General features: G+C 24.9%; 25 protein-coding genes, 1 tRNA gene and 1 pseudogene. 14 read left to right on the forward strand and 13 right to left on the reverse strand.

Annotation, left to right across the window (positions count from 1 at the left end; translation table 11 throughout):
* From ALANTH_RS00385 to ALANTH_RS00410, 6 genes are all read right to left on the reverse strand, one after another.
* Nucleotides 1–807 (reverse strand): hypothetical protein, encoded by an 807-nt coding sequence (locus ALANTH_RS00385; protein WP_167555479.1) that lies wholly within the window; start codon nt 805–807, stop codon nt 1–3.
* 15 nt (nt 808–822) lie between these two features.
* A complete protein-coding gene (gene rlmB, locus ALANTH_RS00390; RefSeq protein WP_026807138.1) occupies nt 823–1,512 on the reverse strand; it encodes a 23S rRNA (guanosine(2251)-2'-O)-methyltransferase RlmB in 690 nt (229 codons plus the stop codon).
* Nucleotides 1,509–2,330: a 16S rRNA (cytidine(1402)-2'-O)-methyltransferase gene (rsmI, locus tag ALANTH_RS00395; RefSeq protein WP_026802902.1), complete on the reverse strand. Its 822-nt coding sequence runs from the start codon at nt 2,328–2,330 to the stop codon at nt 1,509–1,511. The genes rlmB and rsmI overlap by 4 nt, the downstream gene beginning before the upstream one ends.
* Before the next feature lie 9 nt (nt 2,331–2,339).
* A complete protein-coding gene (gene rpmE / locus ALANTH_RS00400; protein WP_026802903.1) occupies nt 2,340–2,543 on the reverse strand; it encodes a 50S ribosomal protein L31 in 204 nt (67 codons plus the stop codon).
* 79 nt (nt 2,544–2,622) lie between these two features.
* Nucleotides 2,623–3,498: a tRNA (adenosine(37)-N6)-dimethylallyltransferase MiaA gene (gene miaA / locus ALANTH_RS00405; protein WP_026807139.1), complete on the reverse strand. Its 876-nt coding sequence runs from the start codon at nt 3,496–3,498 to the stop codon at nt 2,623–2,625.
* Complete coding sequence (locus tag ALANTH_RS00410; RefSeq protein WP_026807140.1) at nt 3,495–3,692, reverse strand: putative periplasmic lipoprotein; 198 nt, start codon at nt 3,690–3,692, stop codon at nt 3,495–3,497. Before ALANTH_RS00410 ends, miaA begins: the two co-directional genes overlap by 4 nt.
* Nucleotides 3,693–3,768: 76 nt before the next feature.
* Between ALANTH_RS00410 and mqnP the strand changes: the two genes are divergently transcribed.
* The 3 genes from mqnP to ALANTH_RS00425 all read left to right on the forward strand — a co-directional run bounded on the left by mqnP (nt 3,769) and on the right by ALANTH_RS00425 (nt 6,222).
* Nucleotides 3,769–4,644: a menaquinone biosynthesis prenyltransferase MqnP gene (gene mqnP, locus ALANTH_RS00415; protein ID WP_026802906.1), complete on the forward strand. Its 876-nt coding sequence runs from the start codon at nt 3,769–3,771 to the stop codon at nt 4,642–4,644.
* Between the two features lie 45 nt (nt 4,645–4,689).
* Nucleotides 4,690–4,766 (forward strand) — tRNA-Arg (locus ALANTH_RS00420).
* Nucleotides 4,767–4,983: 217 nt separating this feature from the next.
* The gene (locus ALANTH_RS00425) at nt 4,984–6,222 is read left to right on the forward strand and encodes a tyrosine-type recombinase/integrase (RefSeq protein WP_026807141.1); all 1,239 of its coding nucleotides are present in this window, start codon (nt 4,984–4,986) and stop codon (nt 6,220–6,222) included.
* Between the two features lie 17 nt (nt 6,223–6,239).
* On the opposite strand, the gene ALANTH_RS00430 is transcribed toward ALANTH_RS00425, so the two are convergent.
* Entirely contained in the window at nt 6,240–7,571 is a 1,332-nt protein-coding gene (locus ALANTH_RS00430) for a hypothetical protein (RefSeq protein ID WP_026807142.1), read from the reverse strand.
* A 187-nt stretch (nt 7,572–7,758) separates the two neighbouring features.
* On the opposite strand from ALANTH_RS00430, the gene ALANTH_RS00435 reads away from it, so the two are divergent.
* From ALANTH_RS00435 to ALANTH_RS00465, 7 genes and pseudogenes are all read left to right on the forward strand, one after another.
* Entirely contained in the window at nt 7,759–7,953 is a 195-nt protein-coding gene (locus ALANTH_RS00435; RefSeq protein WP_026807143.1) for a MerR family transcriptional regulator, read from the forward strand.
* Nucleotides 7,943–10,753: a DUF5906 domain-containing protein gene (locus ALANTH_RS00440; RefSeq protein WP_026807144.1), complete on the forward strand. Its 2,811-nt coding sequence runs from the start codon at nt 7,943–7,945 to the stop codon at nt 10,751–10,753. Before ALANTH_RS00435 ends, ALANTH_RS00440 begins: the two co-directional genes overlap by 11 nt.
* Nucleotides 10,754–10,938: 185 nt before the next feature.
* Nucleotides 10,939–11,244: a DUF2958 domain-containing protein gene (locus ALANTH_RS00445; RefSeq protein ID WP_026807145.1), complete on the forward strand. Its 306-nt coding sequence runs from the start codon at nt 10,939–10,941 to the stop codon at nt 11,242–11,244.
* Nucleotides 11,241–11,777, forward strand: a complete 537-nt coding sequence (locus tag ALANTH_RS00450; RefSeq protein ID WP_026807146.1) for a DMP19 family protein — start codon at nt 11,241–11,243, stop codon at nt 11,775–11,777. The genes ALANTH_RS00445 and ALANTH_RS00450 overlap by 4 nt, the downstream gene beginning before the upstream one ends.
* Nucleotides 11,771–11,974 (forward strand): hypothetical protein, encoded by a 204-nt coding sequence (locus ALANTH_RS00455; protein ID WP_026807147.1) that lies wholly within the window; start codon nt 11,771–11,773, stop codon nt 11,972–11,974. Before ALANTH_RS00450 ends, ALANTH_RS00455 begins: the two co-directional genes overlap by 7 nt.
* On the forward strand, nt 11,971–12,255 hold the full coding sequence (locus ALANTH_RS00460; RefSeq protein ID WP_026807148.1) for a hypothetical protein: 285 nt from the start codon (nt 11,971–11,973) through the stop codon (nt 12,253–12,255). Before ALANTH_RS00455 ends, ALANTH_RS00460 begins: the two co-directional genes overlap by 4 nt.
* A gap of 72 nt (nt 12,256–12,327) precedes the next feature.
* Nucleotides 12,328–12,753 (forward strand): annotated as a pseudogene (locus ALANTH_RS00465) (transposase); the annotation flags it as partial.
* Between the two features lie 75 nt (nt 12,754–12,828).
* Here ALANTH_RS00465 and ALANTH_RS00470 read toward each other — a convergent pair.
* The 3 genes from ALANTH_RS00470 to ALANTH_RS00480 all read right to left on the reverse strand — a co-directional run bounded on the left by ALANTH_RS00470 (nt 12,829) and on the right by ALANTH_RS00480 (nt 15,389).
* Nucleotides 12,829–13,374, reverse strand: coding sequence for a cytochrome b/b6 domain-containing protein (locus ALANTH_RS00470; RefSeq protein ID WP_026804109.1), 546 nt, complete (start codon nt 13,372–13,374; stop codon nt 12,829–12,831).
* A gap of 439 nt (nt 13,375–13,813) precedes the next feature.
* Nucleotides 13,814–14,401, reverse strand: a complete 588-nt coding sequence (locus tag ALANTH_RS00475) for a tyrosine-type recombinase/integrase (RefSeq protein ID WP_026804108.1) — start codon at nt 14,399–14,401, stop codon at nt 13,814–13,816.
* Between the two features lie 94 nt (nt 14,402–14,495).
* On the reverse strand, nt 14,496–15,389 hold the full coding sequence (locus ALANTH_RS00480; RefSeq protein WP_026804107.1) for an RNA-dependent RNA polymerase family protein: 894 nt from the start codon (nt 15,387–15,389) through the stop codon (nt 14,496–14,498).
* A gap of 650 nt (nt 15,390–16,039) precedes the next feature.
* On the opposite strand from ALANTH_RS00480, the gene ALANTH_RS00485 reads away from it, so the two are divergent.
* Nucleotides 16,040–16,654 (forward strand): recombinase family protein, encoded by a 615-nt coding sequence (locus ALANTH_RS00485; protein WP_026807149.1) that lies wholly within the window; start codon nt 16,040–16,042, stop codon nt 16,652–16,654.
* Between the two features lie 19 nt (nt 16,655–16,673).
* Here the strand turns inward: ALANTH_RS00485 and ALANTH_RS00490 are convergent, their stop codons facing one another.
* The 3 genes from ALANTH_RS00490 to ALANTH_RS00500 are packed head-to-tail and all read right to left on the reverse strand — an operon-like array spanning nt 16,674 to nt 19,983.
* The gene (locus ALANTH_RS00490) at nt 16,674–17,651 is read right to left on the reverse strand and encodes a restriction endonuclease PLD domain-containing protein (RefSeq protein WP_026807150.1); all 978 of its coding nucleotides are present in this window, start codon (nt 17,649–17,651) and stop codon (nt 16,674–16,676) included.
* 39 nt (nt 17,652–17,690) lie between these two features.
* A complete protein-coding gene (locus tag ALANTH_RS00495; protein WP_026807151.1) occupies nt 17,691–18,905 on the reverse strand; it encodes a DNA cytosine methyltransferase in 1,215 nt (404 codons plus the stop codon).
* Nucleotides 18,892–19,983, reverse strand: coding sequence for a DNA cytosine methyltransferase (locus ALANTH_RS00500; RefSeq protein ID WP_029888265.1), 1,092 nt, complete (start codon nt 19,981–19,983; stop codon nt 18,892–18,894). The genes ALANTH_RS00495 and ALANTH_RS00500 overlap by 14 nt, the downstream gene beginning before the upstream one ends.
* A 503-nt stretch (nt 19,984–20,486) precedes the next feature.
* Here ALANTH_RS00500 and ALANTH_RS00505 point away from each other — a divergent pair.
* The 3 genes from ALANTH_RS00505 to ALANTH_RS00515 all read left to right on the forward strand — a co-directional run bounded on the left by ALANTH_RS00505 (nt 20,487) and on the right by ALANTH_RS00515 (nt 23,209).
* Nucleotides 20,487–21,380 carry a replication initiation protein gene (locus ALANTH_RS00505; protein WP_026807152.1) on the forward strand — a complete coding sequence of 298 codons (894 nt, stop codon included), beginning with the start codon at nt 20,487–20,489 and terminating at the stop codon, nt 21,378–21,380.
* A 388-nt stretch (nt 21,381–21,768) separates the two neighbouring features.
* Nucleotides 21,769–22,245, forward strand: a complete 477-nt coding sequence (locus tag ALANTH_RS00510; protein ID WP_026802907.1) for an RNA polymerase sigma factor — start codon at nt 21,769–21,771, stop codon at nt 22,243–22,245.
* Nucleotide 22,246: 1 nt separating this feature from the next.
* Nucleotides 22,247–23,209 (forward strand): FecR family protein, encoded by a 963-nt coding sequence (locus tag ALANTH_RS00515; RefSeq protein WP_026807153.1) that lies wholly within the window; start codon nt 22,247–22,249, stop codon nt 23,207–23,209.
* Nucleotides 23,210–23,276: the final 67 nt, after the last annotated feature.

The raw sequence follows: 23,276 nt of genomic DNA on the forward strand, positions 1-23,276 counted from the left end.
TTACTCCTTAGTAACTGTAAGCCCATTTCTTATATTTGTTAGGGCATAAAAATCATCAATTTTTACAAATTTTGTATCATTTGGCACATCAACTTGTAAGTTTTTATGCAAAGTACTATCTTCAAAAACTTCAATTACACTAAAATCATTATCATAGAAAGTAATACTTGGATACCAATTGCTTCCATTATTTGAACTAATAGATAATCTATCCGTATTTGATATTTCTAAAATATATGGTTTTATTGGCTTTCTAAGTGTTGTTGAAGCCTTTGTAACCAAATCTTCAGCTTTATATATTGAAGATTTACTAGAGTCTATATAGTAACTCCATTTATTATTTCCCTCTTTTTTTATATCTATGATTTGACAATTAACAGATTGTAACTCTCTAGATAATCGAAGAGGGTTAATGGCGGCTGCAGTTTGTACTTTTATACTCCATTTTAGTTGATTATCTAACGAAACTTGATTTGTTGTTATAAAATTTTGTTGACCAATAGCTTTTAAAATGTCATTTATATTTCTAAAAGATTTTTTAGGACTTGAATTAAAAATAAAAGTTACATCAATATCTTGTGTATTACCTAAATTTAATTTCAGAAGGTTATTATTTTGTAAAGTTTGAGATACTTTTGTATAGTCTAATCTTCCATTAGTATAAAATTCATTTTGATTTTGAAAAAGACGATTTACTAAATTTCTATGAGTATTATATTCTGAATTACCTAATATTCCTTGTACTGCTTGATTAATATCTGCATTTAAACTTAAACATAAAGCAATACTTAATAATATTTTTTTCATAATACTCTCCACTTTTTATTTTTTTAGATTATAGATTAATATTCCTGCTGCAACAGATACATTTAATGAGTCAAATTCATGTTCCATTTTAATTGATACTTTTAAATCTAGTTTTTTAGCAACTTTTGGAGATATTCCTTCTCCTTCACTTCCTAAAAATAGAGCAACTTTATCTGTATTCTCAATTTTTCCATATTTCTTTAAATCAATTCCATCCATAGTTGCACCAATTAAAGTAAATCCAGCGTCTATTAATTCACTTGCTAAATCTACACTTCTTGGATGAATACAAAATGGTAAATCAAGTAATGCTCCTGCACTTGTTCTAACACATCCAGAATTATTTATAGTTTTTATATTTGAAGCTATAAGTCCTTGAACACCTAAAGAATAAGCAGTTCTACTAATAGCACCAATATTACCAACATCTGTAACTCCATCTAAAACTAAGATAAAATTCATATTTTTTATCTCTTTTAATGAAGTATATTCATATTCACTAAGCTTTACAATAAGTCCTTGATGATTTCCACCTTTTGCTAAAGCTTGAGCTTTTTGATTATCAACTCTATGAATTTTTTTACCTAATTTTACAAATCTTGAGAAAAGTTTACTATCTACTTCTTTTGATAAAAAAACCTCTTCTACTAAATTTGGGTGTTTGTCTAGGACATATAAAACTATCTGTTTTCCGTATATTATCATTTTGCGATTTTATCCAATATTTCTTGATAAACCTCTTTTACACTAGCACCTGTAAGCTTTGCAATAAGCTTTGCTTTAACTTTGGGAGCTAAATCTAAAGGTAGAATATCATCTAATTCAAGATTGAAGCCAATTTGTTTTTTTGCTTCAATCACAACAACCCACTCACCTTTTATATCAATATTCAAAAAAAGTTCATAAAGATTTTTTGCATTGTCTTTATATGTTTTTTGATGAAGTTTTGATATCTCTTTTGCTAAAAATATTGTTCTATTTTCATCTTTATTTTTAAGCTCTTCAAGAAGCTTTAAAAGTCTATGTGGTGATTCATATAAAATACCCAATTTATTACTACTTAAAATTTCTTCAAGTTTTGCATTTCTACTTGCACCTTTATGATCTAAAAAACCATAAAAAGTAAATTCTGTATTTTTAAATCCACTCATAGCAAAGGCTGTTAAAACTGCATTTGCTCCAGGAATTACATCATAAGGAATATCATTTTTTATACAAAAATCTACCAAAGTCGCACCAGGATCACTAATACAAGGCATTCCTGCATCACTTACATAAACAACATTTTTAGAAAAAGTATTTTTATCTAAACTTTGTAAAATTTGATTTTCATTGTGAGAGTGAAAAGATTTAAAATCCTTATTTGAAAAATCTAAGTTATATTTCTCAGCTAAAAGATTTAAAAGTTTTTTTGTAACTCTTGTATCTTCACAAAAGATTAGTTCCGCTTCCAATAGGACTTTAAGAGACCTTTGAGAAATATCTTCAAGATTACCTATTGGTGTTGGAACTAAGCACAACATAAGATTGTACTATTTTGCCATGTTATATTTAGCTTTGAATTTCTCAACTCTTCCAGCAGCATCAACAAGTTTTTGCTCTCCTGTGAAGAATGGGTGACAAGAAGAACAAATGTCAATTTTCATTGTTTCAACATTTGATTTTGTCTCAAAACTATTTCCACAAGAACAAGTAATTGTGCAAACTTTGTAATCTGGATGAATATCTTTTTTCATTCCAATTTCCTTTTTTTAATTAACGAATGACAAAAGAGCAAGTCTTTGCAAGTCCTTTATCAAACTTTTGAACTTGCGATTATATCGAGAAATACTTAATAATCTCTGAATTTAAGCTAGGAATTATATTTGAAATTTTATTTTCAAATTGACCTTTATTAAAAGTATTTTGTCTTTTTGCCAATTTTGTAGTATTTAAAACGATTTTTTCTTCTAGTTCTTTTTTTGATATTTTTCCATCTAAATAATCTAATGTTTCTACTATACCAATACTAGACATACAATTTGGACTTCTATTATATGTTTTTTCTAAATATATTATTTCGTCTATTAGTCCTGCTCTTAGCATCTGATTAGTTCTTAAAGCTATTCTATTTTTAAGTTCTTCTTTTTCCCATAATATTTCAAAAATTTTTAAATCTTTTGCTAGAGGAGTTTTTGGATTTTGTTTAAAAAATTCTGTTGGAGTTAAGTTTGTTTGTTTATATATTGCATAAGCTTTTTCAACTCTATATTTATCATTTTTTTCTATTTTTTGCATATACTCTTTATCTATATTATAAAGAAAATCATAAGCTTCATCTATACTTTTATCAAGATTTATTTTTGTATCAACTCCGATACTAAGCCCATCAATAAGTGCTTTTAAATAAAATCCTGTACCACCTACAATGATGATATTTTTTTCATTCTCAAGTGCAAAGTTCTTTGCTTTTTTATATAAATTTAAAAATTCAACTACATCAAAAGTCTGACTTGGATAAACTTCATCTATTCCAAAATGTACAATATCCCCTATTTCTTCTTTTGTCGGTTTCGCACTCACAATATCTATTTCTTTATAAACACAAAGAGAATCTAAAGATAAGATAATTGAGTTTGTTTTTGAAGCAATTTCAAGAGATAAAGATGTTTTTCCAGAAGCTGTTGTTCCAATGATTGCTATTTCTTTCATTGTTCTCTTTTTTTAGTTGCATTGCACTGTTCAAGCTCTTTTATAATATCATTTATCTCTTTTTCTTTTTCTGCTAATTGTAAAATAAGCTCTGAAACATCTTGAACATTTGACTGTTCGATAGATCTGTCAATCTTTGTAGAACAAGCAGATAAAAAAACAGTTAAAAAAATAATAAATATATAGTTTTTCATAATAACTCTTTTTTTGGATTAATTGATTATAACCCAAAAAGCTTTAATTTAATTAATCTTCGATAAAATTTCGCCTATGGAAAAAATAATAAAAAAAATAAAAGACTTCAGTGAACTTGTAGTGTTTCAACACTCTGTTTTTGCATTGCCATTTATCTTTATTGCGATGGTTGTATCTTCTTCTCAAGTAAATGGAACTCCTTGGTTTGGATTTAAACTTTTTGTATTAGGTATTTTAGCAGCTGTTACAGCTAGAAACTTTGCTATGGGCTTCAATCGTTTTATGGATAGAGATATAGATGGACTAAATCCACGAACAAAAAATCGTCCAAATGTAGATGGTAGAATATCTCCAAGAGCTATGTTTATCTTCTGTTTAGTAAATGCTTTTGCATTTATTTTAGTTGCATATTTTGTAAATGAACTAGCTTTGATTTTATCACTACCAATTTTAATAATTATTGGTTCATACTCTTATTTTAAAAGATTTTCATATCTTGCACATATTATTTTGGGGATATCTTTAGCCTTAGCACCTATTGCAGGAGTAGTTGCTGTGAGTGAAACTGTACCTTTTTGGGTTATTCTACTAAGTGTTGGAATTGTATTTTGGGTTGCTGGATTTGATTTACTATACTCTTTACAAGATATTGATGTAGATAAAAAACTTGGACTTCACTCAATTCCATCTATTTTTGGTGCAGAGAGAACTATGCTTTTATCAAAATTATTTCACTTTCTAACAGTGATTTTTTGGCTTTTATTTGTGATTTATTCACAAAGTTCATATTTAGCATATTTAGCGGTATTAGTAAGTGCTATAATGTTATCTTATGAACACTATTTAGTTTCAAAAGATTTTAGAAAAATAGATAAAGCATTTTTTACAGTAAATGGATATTTAGGTATAGTTTTTTTATTTTTAATAGTTTTAGACAATATTTTCTTCTAAAATTTTTAAGCAAAATTAGGATAGACTTCAATCCTAATTTTTAGTGCGTCTGTAGTTCAACTGGATAGAATACTCGGTTTCGACCCGAGGGGTTGTGGGTTCGACTCCTACCAGGCGTGCCACTAACTAATCTTAATCAATCTAAATCAATCTAATTAACCCTTTAAAATCGAATTTTAAAACAAATGTTAATCTAAATTAGTCTAAAATAATATAATCAAATCTATTGAAAATTAGGGCGTAGAATAGGGCGTAATTTAAAAATGATAAAAATAGCTAAAATTTACGCCCTAATAAAATCTTAGAAGTCTGATAATAAATATGTTTTAGAGGAATCATGTGGCACAGCTAGATATAATAAAAGATATACAAGTTAAAAATGCAAAAGCTAAAGATAAAGTATATTACTTAAATGATGGTGGTGGATTACGATTAAAAGTAGATACTACAGGTAGTAAAATTTGGGAATTTAGATTTACATTAAATGGTAAAACTAGAAAAACTACTTTTAAAACATATCCTACAGTTAGTTTAAAAGAAGCAAGAAATAAAAGAGAAGAATTCCAAAAGCTAATAAATATTAATCTTGACCCAATAGAATATTATAAAAATTTAAAAAAAGAAAATATTTTAGAAGAAGAAGGAAATTTTTTAAATATTGTTAGTGAATGGTTAAAAAAAGAAGAAAAAAAAACAGCATCAACTACTCATATAAATAAAGTAAGAACATTCGAGAATGATATTTATCCTTTTTTAAAAGATAAGCATATTAGAGAGATAGCAATCCAAGATGTTGTAAAAGTACTTGAAGCTAAACTTCTACAAAGCTATGATGTGAGTTCAAAAATCTTTTCATATTTAGATAGTTTATTTAGATATGCAGTATATAAAGGGTTTTGTGATAGAAATATTCTAAATGATATAAAAAAAGGAGATATTATTCCTTCTAGAAAAACTAGACACTTCCCAAAAATTACAGATATAGACAATTTTAAAGAATTAGTCAATGCCATATATATGTATAGGGGTTCGTATTCAATAAGAGGTGCTTTAAAGTTAGTTCTTCATCTTCCGTTTAGAGCTGAAAATATTTGTAAGATGAAATGGGAATATATAAATTTTGAAAAAGAGATTATAACAATTCCAAGAAGTGAGATGAAAATAAAAGATATAAATCTTGAAGATTTTAGGTTACCTATGAGTAAAGAAGTTATTGAAATTCTAAAAGAGCAATTTCAATTTAGTGGTCACCAAAAATGGGTATTCTTAGGAACAAATAATAGAAGTCCAATAAATAATGAAAGCCCTAATAAAGCATTGAAAATAATGGGTTTTAATGATGAGTCAATAGGTAAAAAAATTACGCTTCATGGATTTAGAGGTACATGTAGAAGTTTGTTAGATACTTTAGATACTGAAAATAAATTTAGTTTTGAAGTAAAAGAAAAACTTCTTGATCATCATAATAATTCAAAAACAGTAAGAGCTTATACCAATAAAAGTAATTATTTAGAACATATAAAACCAATAGTTTATTTTTGGAGTGATTTTATTTTAAGTCTAAGAAATAAAGATTAAATAATAAATCTAAAATTCTAAAGATAATAATATGATTCTATAATTCTCTCTTTTTCTAGTAATTCCTTAAGATCTTCACGTAAAACAAAGTTAAAATATTTATAGTCTTCTTTTATATGTTTCTCTAAAAAAAATTTTATATCATTGTCTTCAAAATAGGTTTTATCTAATAAATAATAAAATTTCCTTACAGCTTTTACATCCATTGAAACATCACTGATTTTATTATATGAATCAATGTTTTCTAAATATATCTTTGTTTTTATAAATCTTTCAGTCTGCTTGCATGATAAACATAAATAATGACAAAGAAAAACAGTATCTAAATTTTTAAACCTTATATCTCGATTTAAAATTATAATTAAATATATATATGCTTCTACACGATTATTTAAAGGTTCATATTTATTTTTTATAAATTTTTCTAAAAGTCTTTTAAGTATTTTTAAATGATTTTTGTCTCTTATAGCTTCTATCAAAGAACTTCTAAGTAATGCATTTCTTAATGAAATTACAAAAAGAGGAAATACTTCTTTTTTTTCTTGATTAATGATTACAGTATCAATATCAAAATCTTCAAAAAAAGAAAAAAAATGTCGATTTTTTTTAAGTAAATTTATTTTTAATTGTAAATATGTATTTTTATCAATATTACTAGCTGTTTTTACAGTTGTAAAATAATTTATAAAAGCATATTCAAATTTTTCCAATTTATCATTACATTTTTGTATTATATCGTCAAATTTAATATTAAAATTTTCATATAAAATATCTACAAAACTTTCTAATTTAAAATCTTTTCTTATAAAAATATCTTTCGTTCTTTCAAATGAGTTGTTTAAGTATTTATCATATATATAAAAATGTTTTTCATTTTTTTCTTTTAAATATAAATGTTCGGAGCTAACAAATTGTAATAGATATTTATAAATATCATAATAAATACTTGTAGTCATTTCATAATATAAATTTTTATTCTTTAACACATATAATACTTTAGGTAAAGAAATATCAATAATAGCTTGTTTATTAAATTTATTGTATTTGATTTCATTTAAAACAAATTCTAAAATAATTATATTTCGAAAGTATTCAATTTCAATAATATTGTGTTCAGACAATTTAGGCTTCGAAGGATTTTTATCAAAAATCATTAATTTGAAAAATAATTCGATTAATTGGTAATGCTTAATATTGTCAGAAGAATTATCCATTATACAATCATTTATAACATTATTTTTATAATAATCAAAAAAAACATTTTCTTTAGCATAAAAATATCTAAGTTTTCTTTTTAAAAATTTATATCTATATATATTAATATAGCTAATTTCTACTATTTCGTTCATTTTATTATTCTTTATAAATGTTTTTTTAAAACATGGAACTTTACTACACCCACCTACTTGATTAAATTATATAAAGTTTCATCAGAGAAGTCAAATAGAGCTTCTTCACATATCTTGAAGGTTTATTTTTTAATAGATATCTACAGAAATTAAACTTTTATAAAACATTAAAATAAAGGATTCTTTTATGAAAAAAGAAATTAATATATATGATTACTTGCCTATGAAATTAAAAGCCAAGGATGTATCAAAAAACTTTAATATTGGACTTTCGACTGTGTGGTTATACGCAAAACAAAATAAGCTTAAGGCTACAAAAATTTCAAAAGGTTGCACAATGTTTGATACAAAAGAAGTAGTGGAGTTTTTTAATGGAAAATAGAACAACAATATTTAAAGATTTTAAATTTAGTATAGTTTCATTATCTTGTCCAACGAATAAGAATTATGTAAAATGTGATGGACAAATAATTAAAACTTCAAGTGCTAATTCAGCAACAGGTGACCTAAAAGTTTATGTAAAAGATTCTATAGAAGGATTAGCTGAAGAAATAAAAAAACTTCAAATAAATGAAGCTTTGATATGTGGTAAACCTATTAATGAAATTATTGAAGCAAAAATTACATATAAAGGGAATGAAAATTTAGATAATAAGATTATATCTAGATCGAATGAATATCTTGAGTTAAATGAAGAAGGAAATTTAATTTGTATAGACCATGATCCTGATGAAAATTTAGGATTAGTAGTTGATTCAGGAGAAGACTTATATAAAAAAATGATTGAATTAGTTCCAGAACTAGAACATTGTGAATGTTTAATAACTCAATCTAGCTCCTCATTAGTATTTGATAGTGAAACACAATTACCATTAAAAAAATATAATGGTTTTCATTTATATTTTATAGCTTGTATGGTAACTATTGGAAATTTAAAAAACTTCATTGAATATTTGAAAAGACAAGCCATAGAACTTGATAAATTTGCTATTAAAATAGATAAAAATGGTTCATCAAGAGCTGTTTATATTTATGATGAGATGCCATTAAAATTAACGCAAAGTGGATTAAAATTTGAAACAATTCCCACTGTAGCTTCTCCTTTAATATTATTAGAAAAAAAGTATATTTATAAAAATCAAGGTTCAAAAAGAGCTTTAGATCTATCAAAATTTGATATAAATTCATTACCCGACCCTAGTTTAAAAATAGAAAAGGCAAAGTTAGAAAAAAAAGATGAAATAGAAAAAATCAGAAATAAATATATAGAATCTAAAATAGGCCCTACAATTGTAAATTATAAATGCTCTGAAATAGAGGCTCAAAGAATAATAAAAAATCAAATTGAAACTAGTGAATTAAATGTAAACGATATTATTTATACTGATAAAAGTGGAAGTAAATATATTTGGGATTTAATAGTAAAGCCTAATTGCGAAATTAATTGTGCTGATCCACTCGACGCACAGAAGGGTCAATCTAAAGCTGTTTTTTATACTAATTATATTTTTGATTGTATAATTTCTTCAAGAGTTAGAGGAGGTATATCATATCAAATAGATTTTACAATAGAACAAATAGGAATAATTCTAAAACACCAAAATAAATATTATCCAGCTACAATAGATAAAGTTTTAAATTCATTATCAAGATATATTATTAGAAAAAATCTATCTTCAAATGATATATTAGCTATTTCAAATATACTAAACGAAGATAAAGATTTACAAGATAAATTTCAAAAGATTTTTGATGTAATGTACGTAAATAATAAGATGTTAAAATTAATGAAAAATTACGCTTGTATTGTAATAGAACCTAATTTTTTTATGCTTGATATTTCAAAAGATAAACTTTATATAATAAAAGTTGCAACATTAAAAAATCAGTTATTAAATAAGCATATAAAAAGTTTTTTTGAAGGTAAATATTATGAACCAGTAGATTTGTATTTGAAAAGTAATAAAAGAGTAACTTATGATCAAATAGTATTTAAAGATTTTAAAGATGTTAAAAAGTTTGAATATAATATTTTTAAAGGTTGGGAATATAAAGCCAAAAAATCTGTAGATGTAGATTTTTTCTTAAATTTTATAAGGGAAATAATTGCAAATGATAATCAAGATGTTTATAACTACATTATAGCTTTTATAGCACATATGTTTCAAAAACCATTTGAAAAAATGGGTACGGCACTTTTTATAAATGGTCCACAAGGAGCTGGAAAATCATTTTTTGTTAATACTATTGGGTCATTAATGGGAATTCATTTTTTTGCAACTTCTGATCCTAATCTTATATTTGGAAAATTCAATTCACATTTATTGCCTGTAATTTTACTTTATCCAAATGAATCATTTTTTTCAGGTAATCGGTCAGATTCTTCAAAACTAAAAAGTATTATTACTGAAATAAAAATGCCAATTGAACAAAAAGGAATTCCTGCATTTGATGGTTTTAATTATAGTAGAATTATGTTGGATACCAACGATTTGTATATACAACATACTGAACGTTGGGATCGTAGATATGTATATACAGAAGCTTCAAGTAAAAGAGTTGGAGATTTAAAATTCTTTAGTGACATGTATAAGATTACTTCTTCAAAAGAGTTTAAAGAATCTTTGATGTATTTTTTTATGACGTTTGATTATTCTGAATATGAATATATGTTGAGAAAAGCCATTATGACTAAAACAAAAAAAGATCAAATACTTGAGAGTTTATCTCCTGTTGAGAGTTGGTGGTTTAATTGCTTAACAGAAGGATATATAACAAATGCAGATCAGCATATTTTACCAGATGGGACTTTATTAATTAGTAATTCATCATTGCACGAAAGTTATTTAGATTACTGCAAACAACATAACCATAGATATCCTAAAGGAAATGTGCAATTTGGCAAAGAGATACATAAAAATTTATTTAATGAAAGCTTAATTATAAATGATAATACTAAATATAATGGTAAAAATGCGAAAGTATATGCTACTTTAGATAAATTAAGAGATTATTTTACAAAAAATTATCATTTGGAATTTCAAGTAGATAAGTTATCAATTAATTGGATATATAAAACAGACATACAACATAATATAAAGGATATCTATAATGGAAATATTTTAATTAATAATAGTATTAATAAACAACAAAACTTACCACAAGGAATACCAATAAGGTAATCCTTATTGGTAGTCATAAAAATTAAATATATTACATTTGTAAATATTTTAAAAATTAAATTTTAGACATTTTACTTATATAGTTATAAAGATAAATAATAAGTATATTTCTATCAAATTAATTTACTATAGTAACCTCTTTTCCATAGATATTATTTAATTGAATTTAAATTAAAGGAGATTGAATGAGATTACTCACTGACGAGCAAGCAAAAAATTTACCACCACTTTATGCAACTGAGAATATTGCTACAAAAGATAAGATAGTAAAGATTAAGTTCTTTACCCCTGATAGTAGTTGGTCTTGGTATGCTGTAGAGTATGATAAAGATGAAAAAATATTCTTTGGTTATGTAAATGGACATTATCCTGAATGGGGATATTTTAGCTTAGAAGAATTAGAACAAACAAAAGGTCATTTTGGATTACATATTGAAAGAGATATACATTTCAAAGAACAACCTTTTGGGCAAATAAAGGAATTACAATGAATATAGTACCAAGTAAAAAATTAATAGATAAATTACTTTATATGGAAGTTGATGATAATGATTTCCACCAAGCTACATTAAATATAATGTACCAAGAGTGGCAAACTAATTATATTGGCTATACATATAAAGAGATTCTAGATTGGTTTGAAGATACTTATGATTCATTTGCAAAATTTGCTGTGTTGATTGGAAAATACAATCAACAAGTTTGTAACGGAGGACATATCCAATATTTTGATAATGGATATGCAAATGGAGATGGAGGGTGTTTTTACAAACACTCCTCATCAATACCATTACACAATGAATTAATTAAACTTTTTGAAAAAACTGAACTTAAAGAAGATGAATTATCATTAAAAGTTTTGAAGATACTTAAAAAGTTTGAAATTGAAGAAGAAGATGATGAAATTCTAAATTATGATTATCTAAGAGCATTAGATAGTGAATATTACAAATTATGTAATGAATTTATGGAGTTAATAAATGATTACATAAAACATAAAATTATAGGAGAATCAAAATGTTAGATTTTGAGGAATTAGAAATATCTTTACAAAAACAGATAATTGATATTTGTGAAGATGACCCATATAACTTAAACCCTAAAACTTTATATAGAAATATATTTAACAGTAAAGGAGATATTCAAACACTTTCAAAAGTGTTTGAAGTACCAGAGTTATTGATTATACAAATTAAAGAAGAAGGAATAAAATTACCATGAAAACAATAAAAGAAGTAACTAATAATACAGCCATTATAAGGTTTATTGAACATAATAATAAAAAGTTCAAACTAACCTATGATAATAGAAATGGCACACCACTAGGCTTTGATTACAGATTTAAAGCCGATATACTAAAAGAAGATACTTGGAATACAATAGCAGGAAAAAATGATATTGAATTTGAACAAATATCATATGTAAGTGATAAAACAAGACTTATTGAAGATTCAAAAAGATTCTTCAAAATGATGGAGGAACATATTTCACTTATGTATTAAGAAGATGGTATTACCATCTTTTTAAACATACAAAATATATTAAATTATATTGTTTAAACATCTTTAGAGAAAATAAAGTACGTTGAGTTATGTAATTTAAAAACCTTACTTTTGGAATATGCTCCAAAAATTACTACTAAAGATATAGCAGAAGAGGAGCTTATTAAACTTGATGATAAATGGGGTAAAAAATATTCTATTGTTCTACAATCTTGGAATAATAAATGGGAAAACTTATCTCATTACTTTAAATACCCACAAGAGATTAGAAAAGTTATCTATACAACTAATATTATTGAATCAGTACATAGACAATTTAGAAAACTTACTAAAACTAAAGGTGCATTTCCTAATGAAAATTCACTTATGAAATTATTGTATATGGGAATTCAAAATGCCTCAAAAAAATGGACTATGCCAGTTTGGAATTGGAGCTTAACCTTATCTCAACTGGCAATATTTTTTGAAGGGAGATTAGATAAGCATTTAAAAATGTAGTTTATGTAACTAAAGGTGACTGACACGGAATTTTAAACGCTCTCATCAATTTTCTTATTATGTTATCTATTCAATTTAAACCATTTTATTTAATAGATTCCTATCTTTTCTATTTTTAATTATTACACCTATTATATGTAAAGGAATAAAAATCAAAATTGCATAATATGATATTTCATGTATATCTTTTGCAAAATTAATAATATCTTTTTCTATACCTAAATCTCTTCTAAATACTAGAAGTAAACCTGTGACAGCTTCAGCAAAAATAAAAAGATAAAGTATTTTATAAGATATTTTAACTAATTTCATATGTAAATCTTCAGCTTTATCTACAACAGTTTTTTTATCAAAAATTAATAAAAAACGATAAATCAGAAGTGCACATAAGACATATCCTAAAATAATATGCCATTCCCATAATGGGTGTCTAATCGCTTTTGCAATTAAAATTGCTTGATCATTTGTTAAATTTATAGAAAATTCACTAAGCTTTGAGATAATTATTTTTGCATTGTCATATTTATCAAAAAATGTCTCCCTCAAAAGAACAGTAAATACCAATAGTGATATAACAATTGCATTTAACCAATGCCAGACTTTAAATAATCCCGAGTACATATATAACCTTTTTTTTGTAAATGTATCACAAATAATATAAAAATTTAATAAACATTATTTTTTTTCAATAGTTGTTTTTAGATATAATCCCAACAAAAGTAAAAAGAAGGAGTAAAATGGTTGTTGATAATCAATTGTATCACTTTGATATAACTATGTGAAGTGAAAAAATTTAAATAAAAAAGAATATTCAGAAAAGTTAAAAAAGTAGGGGATTTATATAGAGTAGATATAATAGAAGATACAGATAATCTGTCAACAAAAAATAGGACATAAAACTCCGCTCAGACCGTTCATTAACTTCTAGTTTTTAGAACACTAAATACTTATATTAGTATTTCCTGTACCATAAAGTGTTCAAAAAGTAAAAACTACAAAATTCCACAAACCTTTAGGGGTTATGGAATAAAAAATAAGCTTTTAAAATAAAAAGTTGGTTTTACCTTATCAAACACTTCTTTAAATCTTCGTCTGTAGGTCTAATATACCTCATAGTGGTTTTTATGTCACTATGACCTATGAACTCTTTTATAAATTTTGGGTTAATAGATTTTGACATATCTGTTATTATTCCTGCTCTAAAAGAGTGAGATGAATATCTATGTCCTAAAACTTCTTGAATAAAACTATTTACTTTAGCAATAAATGTTGAACTATTTGGAGTTTTTGAAGTATTTCCTTTTGTAGTAATTATAAAATCATCATCTTTTGAATCAACATTAAATACAAAATGTTTTTTAATTTGTTTAATTGCTTCTTTTGAAAAGAATAGTTTTCTTTCTTTTCTAGTTTTATGAGTAACTATAATTAGTTCTTCTTTTTCAAAGATAGTATTTATATCTTTAACTTTTAATTGTTTTACTTCATTAACTCTCATACCTGTAAAATATAATAGAATAAAAGTTCTTCTTAGATTGTTTTTTGTATTAGTTGTTAAATCTTCTTTCCCATTTAAATAAGTTAATAGTTTTTGGTACTCAACTTCTGTAATATTTTCTCTAATTTTAGTGAATTTTTTCTTTTTCATAATGTTACCTCATAATTTGTCTTTTATAAGGTTATTTTAGGTGCTTTAAAATCACAAATGACTGACATTATGACTTTAAAGCTGATGAACTACCCTAAATTATGTGGTTAAATAATTTTTTATATCTTCTATATTTTGGATTAACTTGAATTGCAAAGTTTAGCATTCCTAATAAACTTTTTTTAGATTTTATATCTGTTTTATTTTTCAATTCTTTAATTTTTTCTTTATGCTTTTTTAAAAGTCTAAATCCATATTTAGTAATATGAACGCCAGTTATTTTAGATTTATTATTAATCTTACCTCTATATACCTTTCCATTATGAACTGTATAGCCATATCTCTTTATAATATTATATACTTGCTGATGAAATTTATATGTTAAAACTTTTTTTGAAGAAAATGAAATATCATCAACATAAACAGTAAAAATCACATCATTGAGTTTTGATAATTCATATAATTCATCAAACATCTTTTTATTTATTACATATGCAAAATATTGACTTAATACACTTCCTGTTACTAATGCTCTATTATCATTAGCTTTTTTTTGAGGTACGGTAACTGCATTTGATATAAATTCAGCAACATTACTAGATTGTTGATAAGTCATAATTAACTGTTTTTTAATTTTTGATTTTGTTGTTGAAGGATAAAAACCTTTTATATCAACTAAAAGAAAAAAATTACTATCTTTATGTGCTAAAGCATTTGTAATATGTGATTCTTTTTTTACTCCAGATTTCAAATATTCACTTTTTTCTATATTGAAAAGCTTTATAAGTCTTTCATGTATTTGAGTTATTTTTGTATTGCATCTAAATAATTCTCTTTCATTTTTTTCAAATTTTCTGAAGAACTTAAAAGAATTTTCTGATAAATCAGTTTTTAAAGATTTAAAATATTTATCATCTTCAATATTTAAATAAGATTTTAGTTTGTTTAATGATTTGCAATTATATAAGGTACAACTATAAGGATTCAAATTTTAATTTCTTTTTTTATAAAATAAACCGTTAATAACTGTTGCTACTGCTGTAGCACCTGAGGATATATAAATATAATCTATTATCCCTAATTGTAATTTAAATTTAGTCTTTTTTGACTTATATTTAAATTTCATATCGAATACCTCCTATCAAAAAAATCACTTGTAAAACAAGTCGTGCCACACATTCTTTTGTAAGTTTTTTGGTACTATTAACGGTTTTTAAGTGCCACTTTTAGTATAAGTAAGTATATTAGAACTAGTAAACTAAGTAGACACATTAAGAGTGATGATTTTTTTTATTGATACTTTATTATCTTAATATATATCTATCATCTGCCCTGTAATAACTTGAATGCTATTAACATTCCGATTTTACTTTAATTAGTAAAATACTGGAGTTTAACTCCTATTCTTGTGTAACTTTTGAAATTATAGCATACTAATAAATTTATTTATAAAAATATTGCATTTTGTAATGTTTTTATTAAATTTCTAATTCTAAGTATTTAAATTTTTTAGATTTTTATATTCATCTAACCGTTCATCTAAATGAATAAATTTTAGTTGTCTAAATGCTCAACCTACAGGAATAAGTAAGATAAGCCTACATATAATCATTAGGATTAAACTTATAAGAGGTAAAAATGAGTAAATATTATGCTTATATTAGAGTATCTACGGACAAACAAACTTTAGAAAATCAAAAACATAAAATCTTAGAATTTGCATTTAATAAAAAAATCCAAATTGAAGATTTTATTGAAGTTGAAGTATCAAGTAGAAAAAATCAAAAAGAAAGATTAATAGATGATTTATTTTTAAAATTAGAAATAAATGATACTTTAGTTGTAACAGAGCTTTCAAGACTTGGAAGAAATATGTTAGAGATTTTAAATCTAATTGAAAAATTTAATTCTAAAAATATAAAACTAATTTTTATAAATCAGCCTGAACTATCAACTGATAACTCTGCTCTATCAAATTTACTAATTTCAATTTATGGATATTTTGCACAAACTGAAAGAGAAATTATTAGTGAGAGAACAAAACAAGGATTAGCTGTTGCAAGAGCTAAAGGAAAAATTCTTGGAAGACAAAAAGGTCAAATTGTAAAATCTATGTATGATGAACATAAAGAAAAAATTGAAGAATTATATAAACTTGGATTATCAGTTCAAAAGATAGTTAAGTATATTGGCGTTGGTACTCAACCATCTTTGAGGAATTACATAATAAATCGACTATCTTTATTTATTTAAATTTGAAATAACTATAATTCTATACAGAAAAATCAAAATTATAAACACCTGCACCTTGTAGGGATACGCTTATATCAAATCTACCATAATTTTGCAAATCTTGATATGATACAAGTGATCCTTGTGGTAATCTTAATCTTTGTCTTAAATAATTACCCATAATATTTTTATTAGGGAATGAGCTTATTTGTTTTGGGTAAATTAATCCATTCTCAATCTGGTTACCTTCTAATAATCCTTCCATTACAATTCCATCATCCCAAAGTATTTCTATAATATCATTATGTCTTTGTTGACGTCCTTGATTTAAATTTATTCTAGGAGCAATTTGTTTTGGAGGAAATAAAAATTGATAATTTCTGATATATTCTTTTCTTATTGCAATATAAGCATCATTTGGCGTAACATGACCATTTCCATGCCCCCAATTAATACCACTTGCTTGAGGTACATTTCCAGATCTATCTAAAAGAGTCATTTTGCATATATTTAAATTATTTTGAATATTAGTGCTTAATGAGTTCGTTCTAATTTGTGGTTGACCTACTGTAATATTTGTGCAATTATTTGAAATTGAATCAACATAATTAATATATGAATTCAAATCATTGTATGCCATTCTCGATGCAACAGTTAAAACTTCTCTATTGGGTGTTGTTAAACCATTTGTAGAAAAATTTGCAGAGCCAATTAATGCATGGATAATATTACCTTGATATTTCCATACATAACATTTTGAATGTACCCCAGAAGAAGAATAAGCAATATCTATATTTTGATAAATTGTTTGAGAATGAAGTAAATTATTATGTAAAGCTATACCTATTCCACCCTCTCCATACATACCAAAATAAACTTTAGTATTAAATGGTAATCTAGATAATTTAGAAACAGGTACAGGCCCTACATATCCAGAAATAATAATTAGTTCATCTACATTAGATAAATGTTGATGCATATTAAATATAAGGCTATCAAGATTGCTAGAATAAAACACTAAAAATCCTTAAATTTTTAGTTTAGTATAGCACAATAATTAATTATTTAATAATTTTAAAATTGCTTCCGAAATAACTTTTGAAAGCTTAGGTGGAACTGCATTTCCTATCATTTTATATTTATCTCCCATGCTTCCAATAAATTCGAAATCATCAGGGAAGCTTTGTAATCTAGCTGCCTCTCTAGGAGTTATACTTCTTGCTTGTTTTGGATCAGGATGAATATGCCTTAATCCATCTTTATATAAATGAGCAGGAATTGTATTGCTAGGTTTATCATATTCTAAAACATTATATTTATGAAAATTTGATTGATTACCTGTTTTTTGGTAATACAAATCAATTAAAGATTTAGTATCAGGATATTTATTAGTTCCATTTAATTTATCTAATGCTAATTCATAAAAAATACCTTGATCTCTTAAGCTATGAAATCTAGGAGTATGACTGCAAAATTTATTACAATTTATTTCATGAGACTTTCTATTATCTTGTTCTAATAAAGGATAAATAGGTGTTAAATCTGATAATGCATCTTTTACAGTCATTTTTTTATTAACTTTAAATGATGGTAATATATTTTGATAAAAATCATTCAGTATCTCTTGTGAATTATCTGAAAATAAAGATTTTTGAATACCAATAATAATTACTCTTTTTCTTACTTGTGGTACACCATAATCAGATGCATCTATAAGAGCTTTGTTTTTTAAATCATTAGATATTTCATAACCAATTTCATTGAAAGCATTTGTAATTCTTTCTATAATTGGTATATCACCAGGTTTAGCACTTAGCATACCAGGAACATTTTCAAATACGAATATTTTTGGTTTATATTTATCAACAACTTTTACATAACTTTCAAAAAGATAATTTCTATAATCATCTTGCATTCCATTTTTATCTTGAACTCTACCCGCTATTGAATAAGCCTGACAAGGTGGACCACCTATTACAATATCTAAATCAGTATTTATAAGTTTATTAAGTCCAGGATTAGAACCATAATTTTCATCATTTTCCCAACCATTAATTAATTCATTTGTTCTTTGTAAATCAAATCTTAAAACTATATCTTCAGCATTTTTATAGTTCCATTTTGTTTTTAATCTGTTTATTAGTGTTTCACAAGGTTTCTTTTCCCATTCAACAAAAGCTAAAAAATTAAAATTATTTGATTGTTTAAATCCTTCTGATAATCCACCACAGCCTGAAAATAAATCAATAACAGTATATTTATTTTTTTTCATCAAAATCTTTCAAAGTAGCATATAATTTTTGAGCAATATGATATCCCAATAAAGGAGGAACGGCATTTCCAATTTGTCTGTATTGTTGGGTTTTTGTTCCCAATACTTTAAATCTATCTGGAAATGATTGTAATCTTGCATTCTCTCTTACGCTTGGTACCCTGTGCCATTTGTAATGGAAATGATTTCTATGTCCAGTATCTATAGTTTTTGAAGGTTTTTTACTATGATATCTTGTCCATGCCTCATTAAATTTTCTATTAGTACCAACTCCTGGAGGAAGATCTTTATGATTGCCACCTTCTGGTACTTGAGAAATAACATTTATTACATCCTCTGTATGTTTTGTTCCTATATGATTATAAACTTTTTGTGAACCTTTTCTCATTAATTTTTGATAATTACTTTTTGGTTTAGATATATAATCAGAAATTTCACTTCCTAGTTCATCTACTAAAGGAGATAAATCTCCTATTGCATCTTCACAACCAATATATTCACTTTCTTTTAAAATAGGTTTTGGGAATTCATATTTTCCATATTCTTTTAATAATCCAACAAAGAATAATCTTTTTCTTATTTGTGGAACCCCATAATCTGGAGCGTATAAAATTTGAGAATTATGTGTATAACCATGAATTTCAAATTGCTTTTCAATATCCAATTTTGCTTTACCATCATATAGAGTTGCTAATCCAGGTACATTTTCAATGATTATTGCTTTAGGTTTATGTCCTAGTTCTCCAAGTTTTTTGGCTAATGAAAAAACAGAATAGAATAATTTATTTCTCTCATCTTCTTTATTTCTTGAACCAGTTAAAGAAAATCCTTGACATGGTGGTCCTGCAATTATAAGATCAACACCACCTCTTTCTATTCCAAATTTTGCAAGATCTTCAATACTTTCATTTTTAAATAAATCTAAATTAAATATTTCTGAATTTTCATGATTTAATTTAAAAGTATTTAATGCAGATTGTTCATTATCAACACCTGCGATAATATGAAACCCTGCATCTTGGAAACCATAAGAAAATCCACCGCAACCAGAAAATAAATCTATTACATTCATATTCATCTTATAAATATACCTCTATTTATAGTGCCTGTACTAAAAAACTTATTTAAATTATATGTTTTAAAATAATTTTTAATTTTTTTCAATTATATATCTTTCAATCTCTAAAATTTTTTACTGAATATCATAAAAATATTAAATTTAGTAATATTTTTAGATCAAGATTATATTTAAGTATCACAAAATCTTTCTTGAATTGAATATATCTTTCAGTCAATCAAACATAAAATCCTATCAAGAAGTTCGATGTATTGGCTATTTGCCTTTTTTCTAAATCTTTTTTTAATATATTTTTATTGGAATTTGAATTTTTGCTTTAAAGCACACTTTTAATGGGTACTTTAGATGATTATTTCTATATAAATTATTACAAAATTGGGACAATATATTATGGAAAGTGGCTTTACATCGTACTTTTGATTAAATAATTGGGATTTTGATGTATAAAATATTAAAAAAATTTCTAATATTTAATCATATTTATTATCAAATTTGGAAAAAGTATGAAAAAAGAGTTAGTTGTTGTTCAAAAGAATAGTTTTATTAGAGGAGAGTTTACTTTTTTAGAAGTAAGAGATTTAAAAATATTAAAACTATTAGTTTCTAAAGTTAATGCTACAAATAAAGAGTTTGAAGATTACTACTATATTACAAAAGATGAAGTGAGAGCTTTTAATTTTAATGAGAGAAATATACATAGTTATATAAAAAGAAGTCTTAGAAAACTTAGCTCTGTTTTTGTAGTAGTTAAAAATGATGATAAAGAAGAAGTTGAAGTTTCTTTAGTTGGTAAAATAATCTATGATAAGAAAAATGGTATTTATAAAGTTCCATTATCAGAAGATTTAAAAGATTACTTGCTTGATATAAAAGATAAATTTACAAAGTATAGATTAGAAAATCTAGTAAATTTAAAAAGAAAAGAAGAAATTAAACTATATGAATATCTAAAAAGTATTAGCTTTGAAATATTTGTTATATCTATTGATAATCTAAAAACAGTTATGGAAATTAATAAAAAATCATTTGATTCTTTTTTTAACTTCCATAAAAAATTAAAAGATACAATTATCTCAATTAACTCATATACTGATATACATGTAAGTTTTAAAATATTAAAAAGCCCTAAACAAGATAAAAATATTCAATTTACTGTTAAAAGGTTTGAACTACCAAAAAAAGAGATTTTATCAATTGAAATTCTAAATTTAAAATATCAAAATAAAAATATCATGTTAAATAACGCCATATACACGCTTAAAACTGTCGAAATACAAGATGGTTATGTAATTGCATCAGTTTTATCAAAAGAGTTAAATTTACTAGGTAAATTAAAGTTTTATAGTTTAGAGGATTGTGATGGGTATTTTAAGAGAGAAATTTTAAATAGTTTTTAGTATATAAGTAGAATGAGTAAAAAAAGAAATTTATTTTATTTGATAAATTTAGATATTAAGTGATAAAATTAAAGTATAAATAAACTTTGTTGTAATATTATTCATTTAAGTGAAGATATTAGGGCGTAAATCAGGGCGTTGTAAAAATATTATATTCTTGTAACTATTATAATACAGGACTTATATAAATTTTTACGACTCCTACCAGGGTACCATTCGAATATCGAACTCGCTATTCATAATCTTCAAATCAATTAAATTTTTTTCAGTTCCAATTTGGTGTCAGAAAATAATATATATTCAATAATTCTATGAAATTTATATCCAAATAAGTTAGAGTTAAAATTAGTTTTGATAATCTTCATTAAAAAAAATCAAGAGAAATAAAATGCAGCAATACTACAAAGAATTAGTTTTATTTGTCCATAAAATGACAGGAGACAAAGAACTATCTTTAGAAATAGTACAAGAAACATATGCAAAAACCTTAGAACGACAAAAAGAAATAAATATAGAAAATGAAAGAGCTTTTTTATATAAAGTTGCTAGAAATCTAACCTTTGACTACTCAAAAAAGAATAAAAATAAACAATTTATTGAATATGATGATGAAAGAAATTTCTGTTCTAAAGAAGAAGAACCAGATGAGGTTTTGATGGAGACAAAAAAAGATGAGTTACTTTTAGAGGCTTTAGAATCTTTACCTCCATATTTAAAAGAGGTTTTTGTTTTACACTTTTTTGATGGTTTAGATAAAAAAAAGATTGCTGTTATATTAAATATAAATGTAAACACAGTACAAAAATATGTTATAAGAGCGACTACACAACTTACAAAATATATAGAAGATAAAGATTGGAATTAAGATGAAAGAAACTATAGAAGAAAAAGCAGCTTATTTTTTTACCTGTAAAAAAGATGGTTTTATAGAAAATCAAGAATTAGAGTTCAAATCTTGGACAGAAGAGAATGTAGCACATAAAAAGGCTTTTGAAAAAGTTGAAAGATTGCAATCTCTTTATTCTTCTTTATCAAAAGATATAAAATCAAAAATATCACAAGAAGTTCACCAAAATATAAAAAGTAGAAATAGTTTAAAGAAATCAAATTTTTTAAAAATAGTAGCTTCTATTATTTTGATAGTAGCAGTTAGTTTTTTTGCTGTAAATGAATATATAAATTTTGGAATAAAACATAATTTTGCTACAAACACACAAATACAAGAGATAGATTTACCTGATGGCTCAAAAGTGATTCTTGATGCTAAAACGGTATTGGATATAAAATATTATAGTGATAAAAGAGAAGTAAATATTATAAATGGAAAAGCTCTCTTTGATGTATCACCAGATACAACTAAACCATTTATTGTAAATGCAAATATGATAAAAGTGGAAGTTTTAGGTACAAATTTTGAAGTAAAAAATGATGCAGAGAAAATATCAGTAGATGTAATCAGTGGAAAAGTAAAAGTTGGACAAAATCAAAATGATGAATTTAGAGACTTAGCAGTTTTAACAAATGGAAAGCATATATCCTTTGATAAGCTAAATGGTAAAATGATATTAAAAGATATAGATGTAAGAAGTATTGCTTCTTGGAAAGATGGAGTTTTATTTTTTCAAGATTATACTTTAGAAAAAGCTATAGATGAGTTCAAAAAATATCAAGATGTAAATGTACTAATACAAAAAGATATAAAGAATTACACAGTAAGTGGCTCTTTTTCTATACATGATATGGATAAATTTATATTTGCTCTTACAAAAATATACCCTCTAAAAGTTGATAAAAAGGACGATTCTACATATATTTATAAGAAATTTTAAAATTTCTTATAAAAAGACGTCCACTTTTTGATAGTTCAATCGTCTTACTAATTAGAGAAACCAATTC

The organism is Aliarcobacter lanthieri, from assembly GCF_013201625.1.
GTDB classification, from domain to species: Bacteria; Campylobacterota; Campylobacteria; order Campylobacterales; family Arcobacteraceae; genus Aliarcobacter; species Aliarcobacter lanthieri.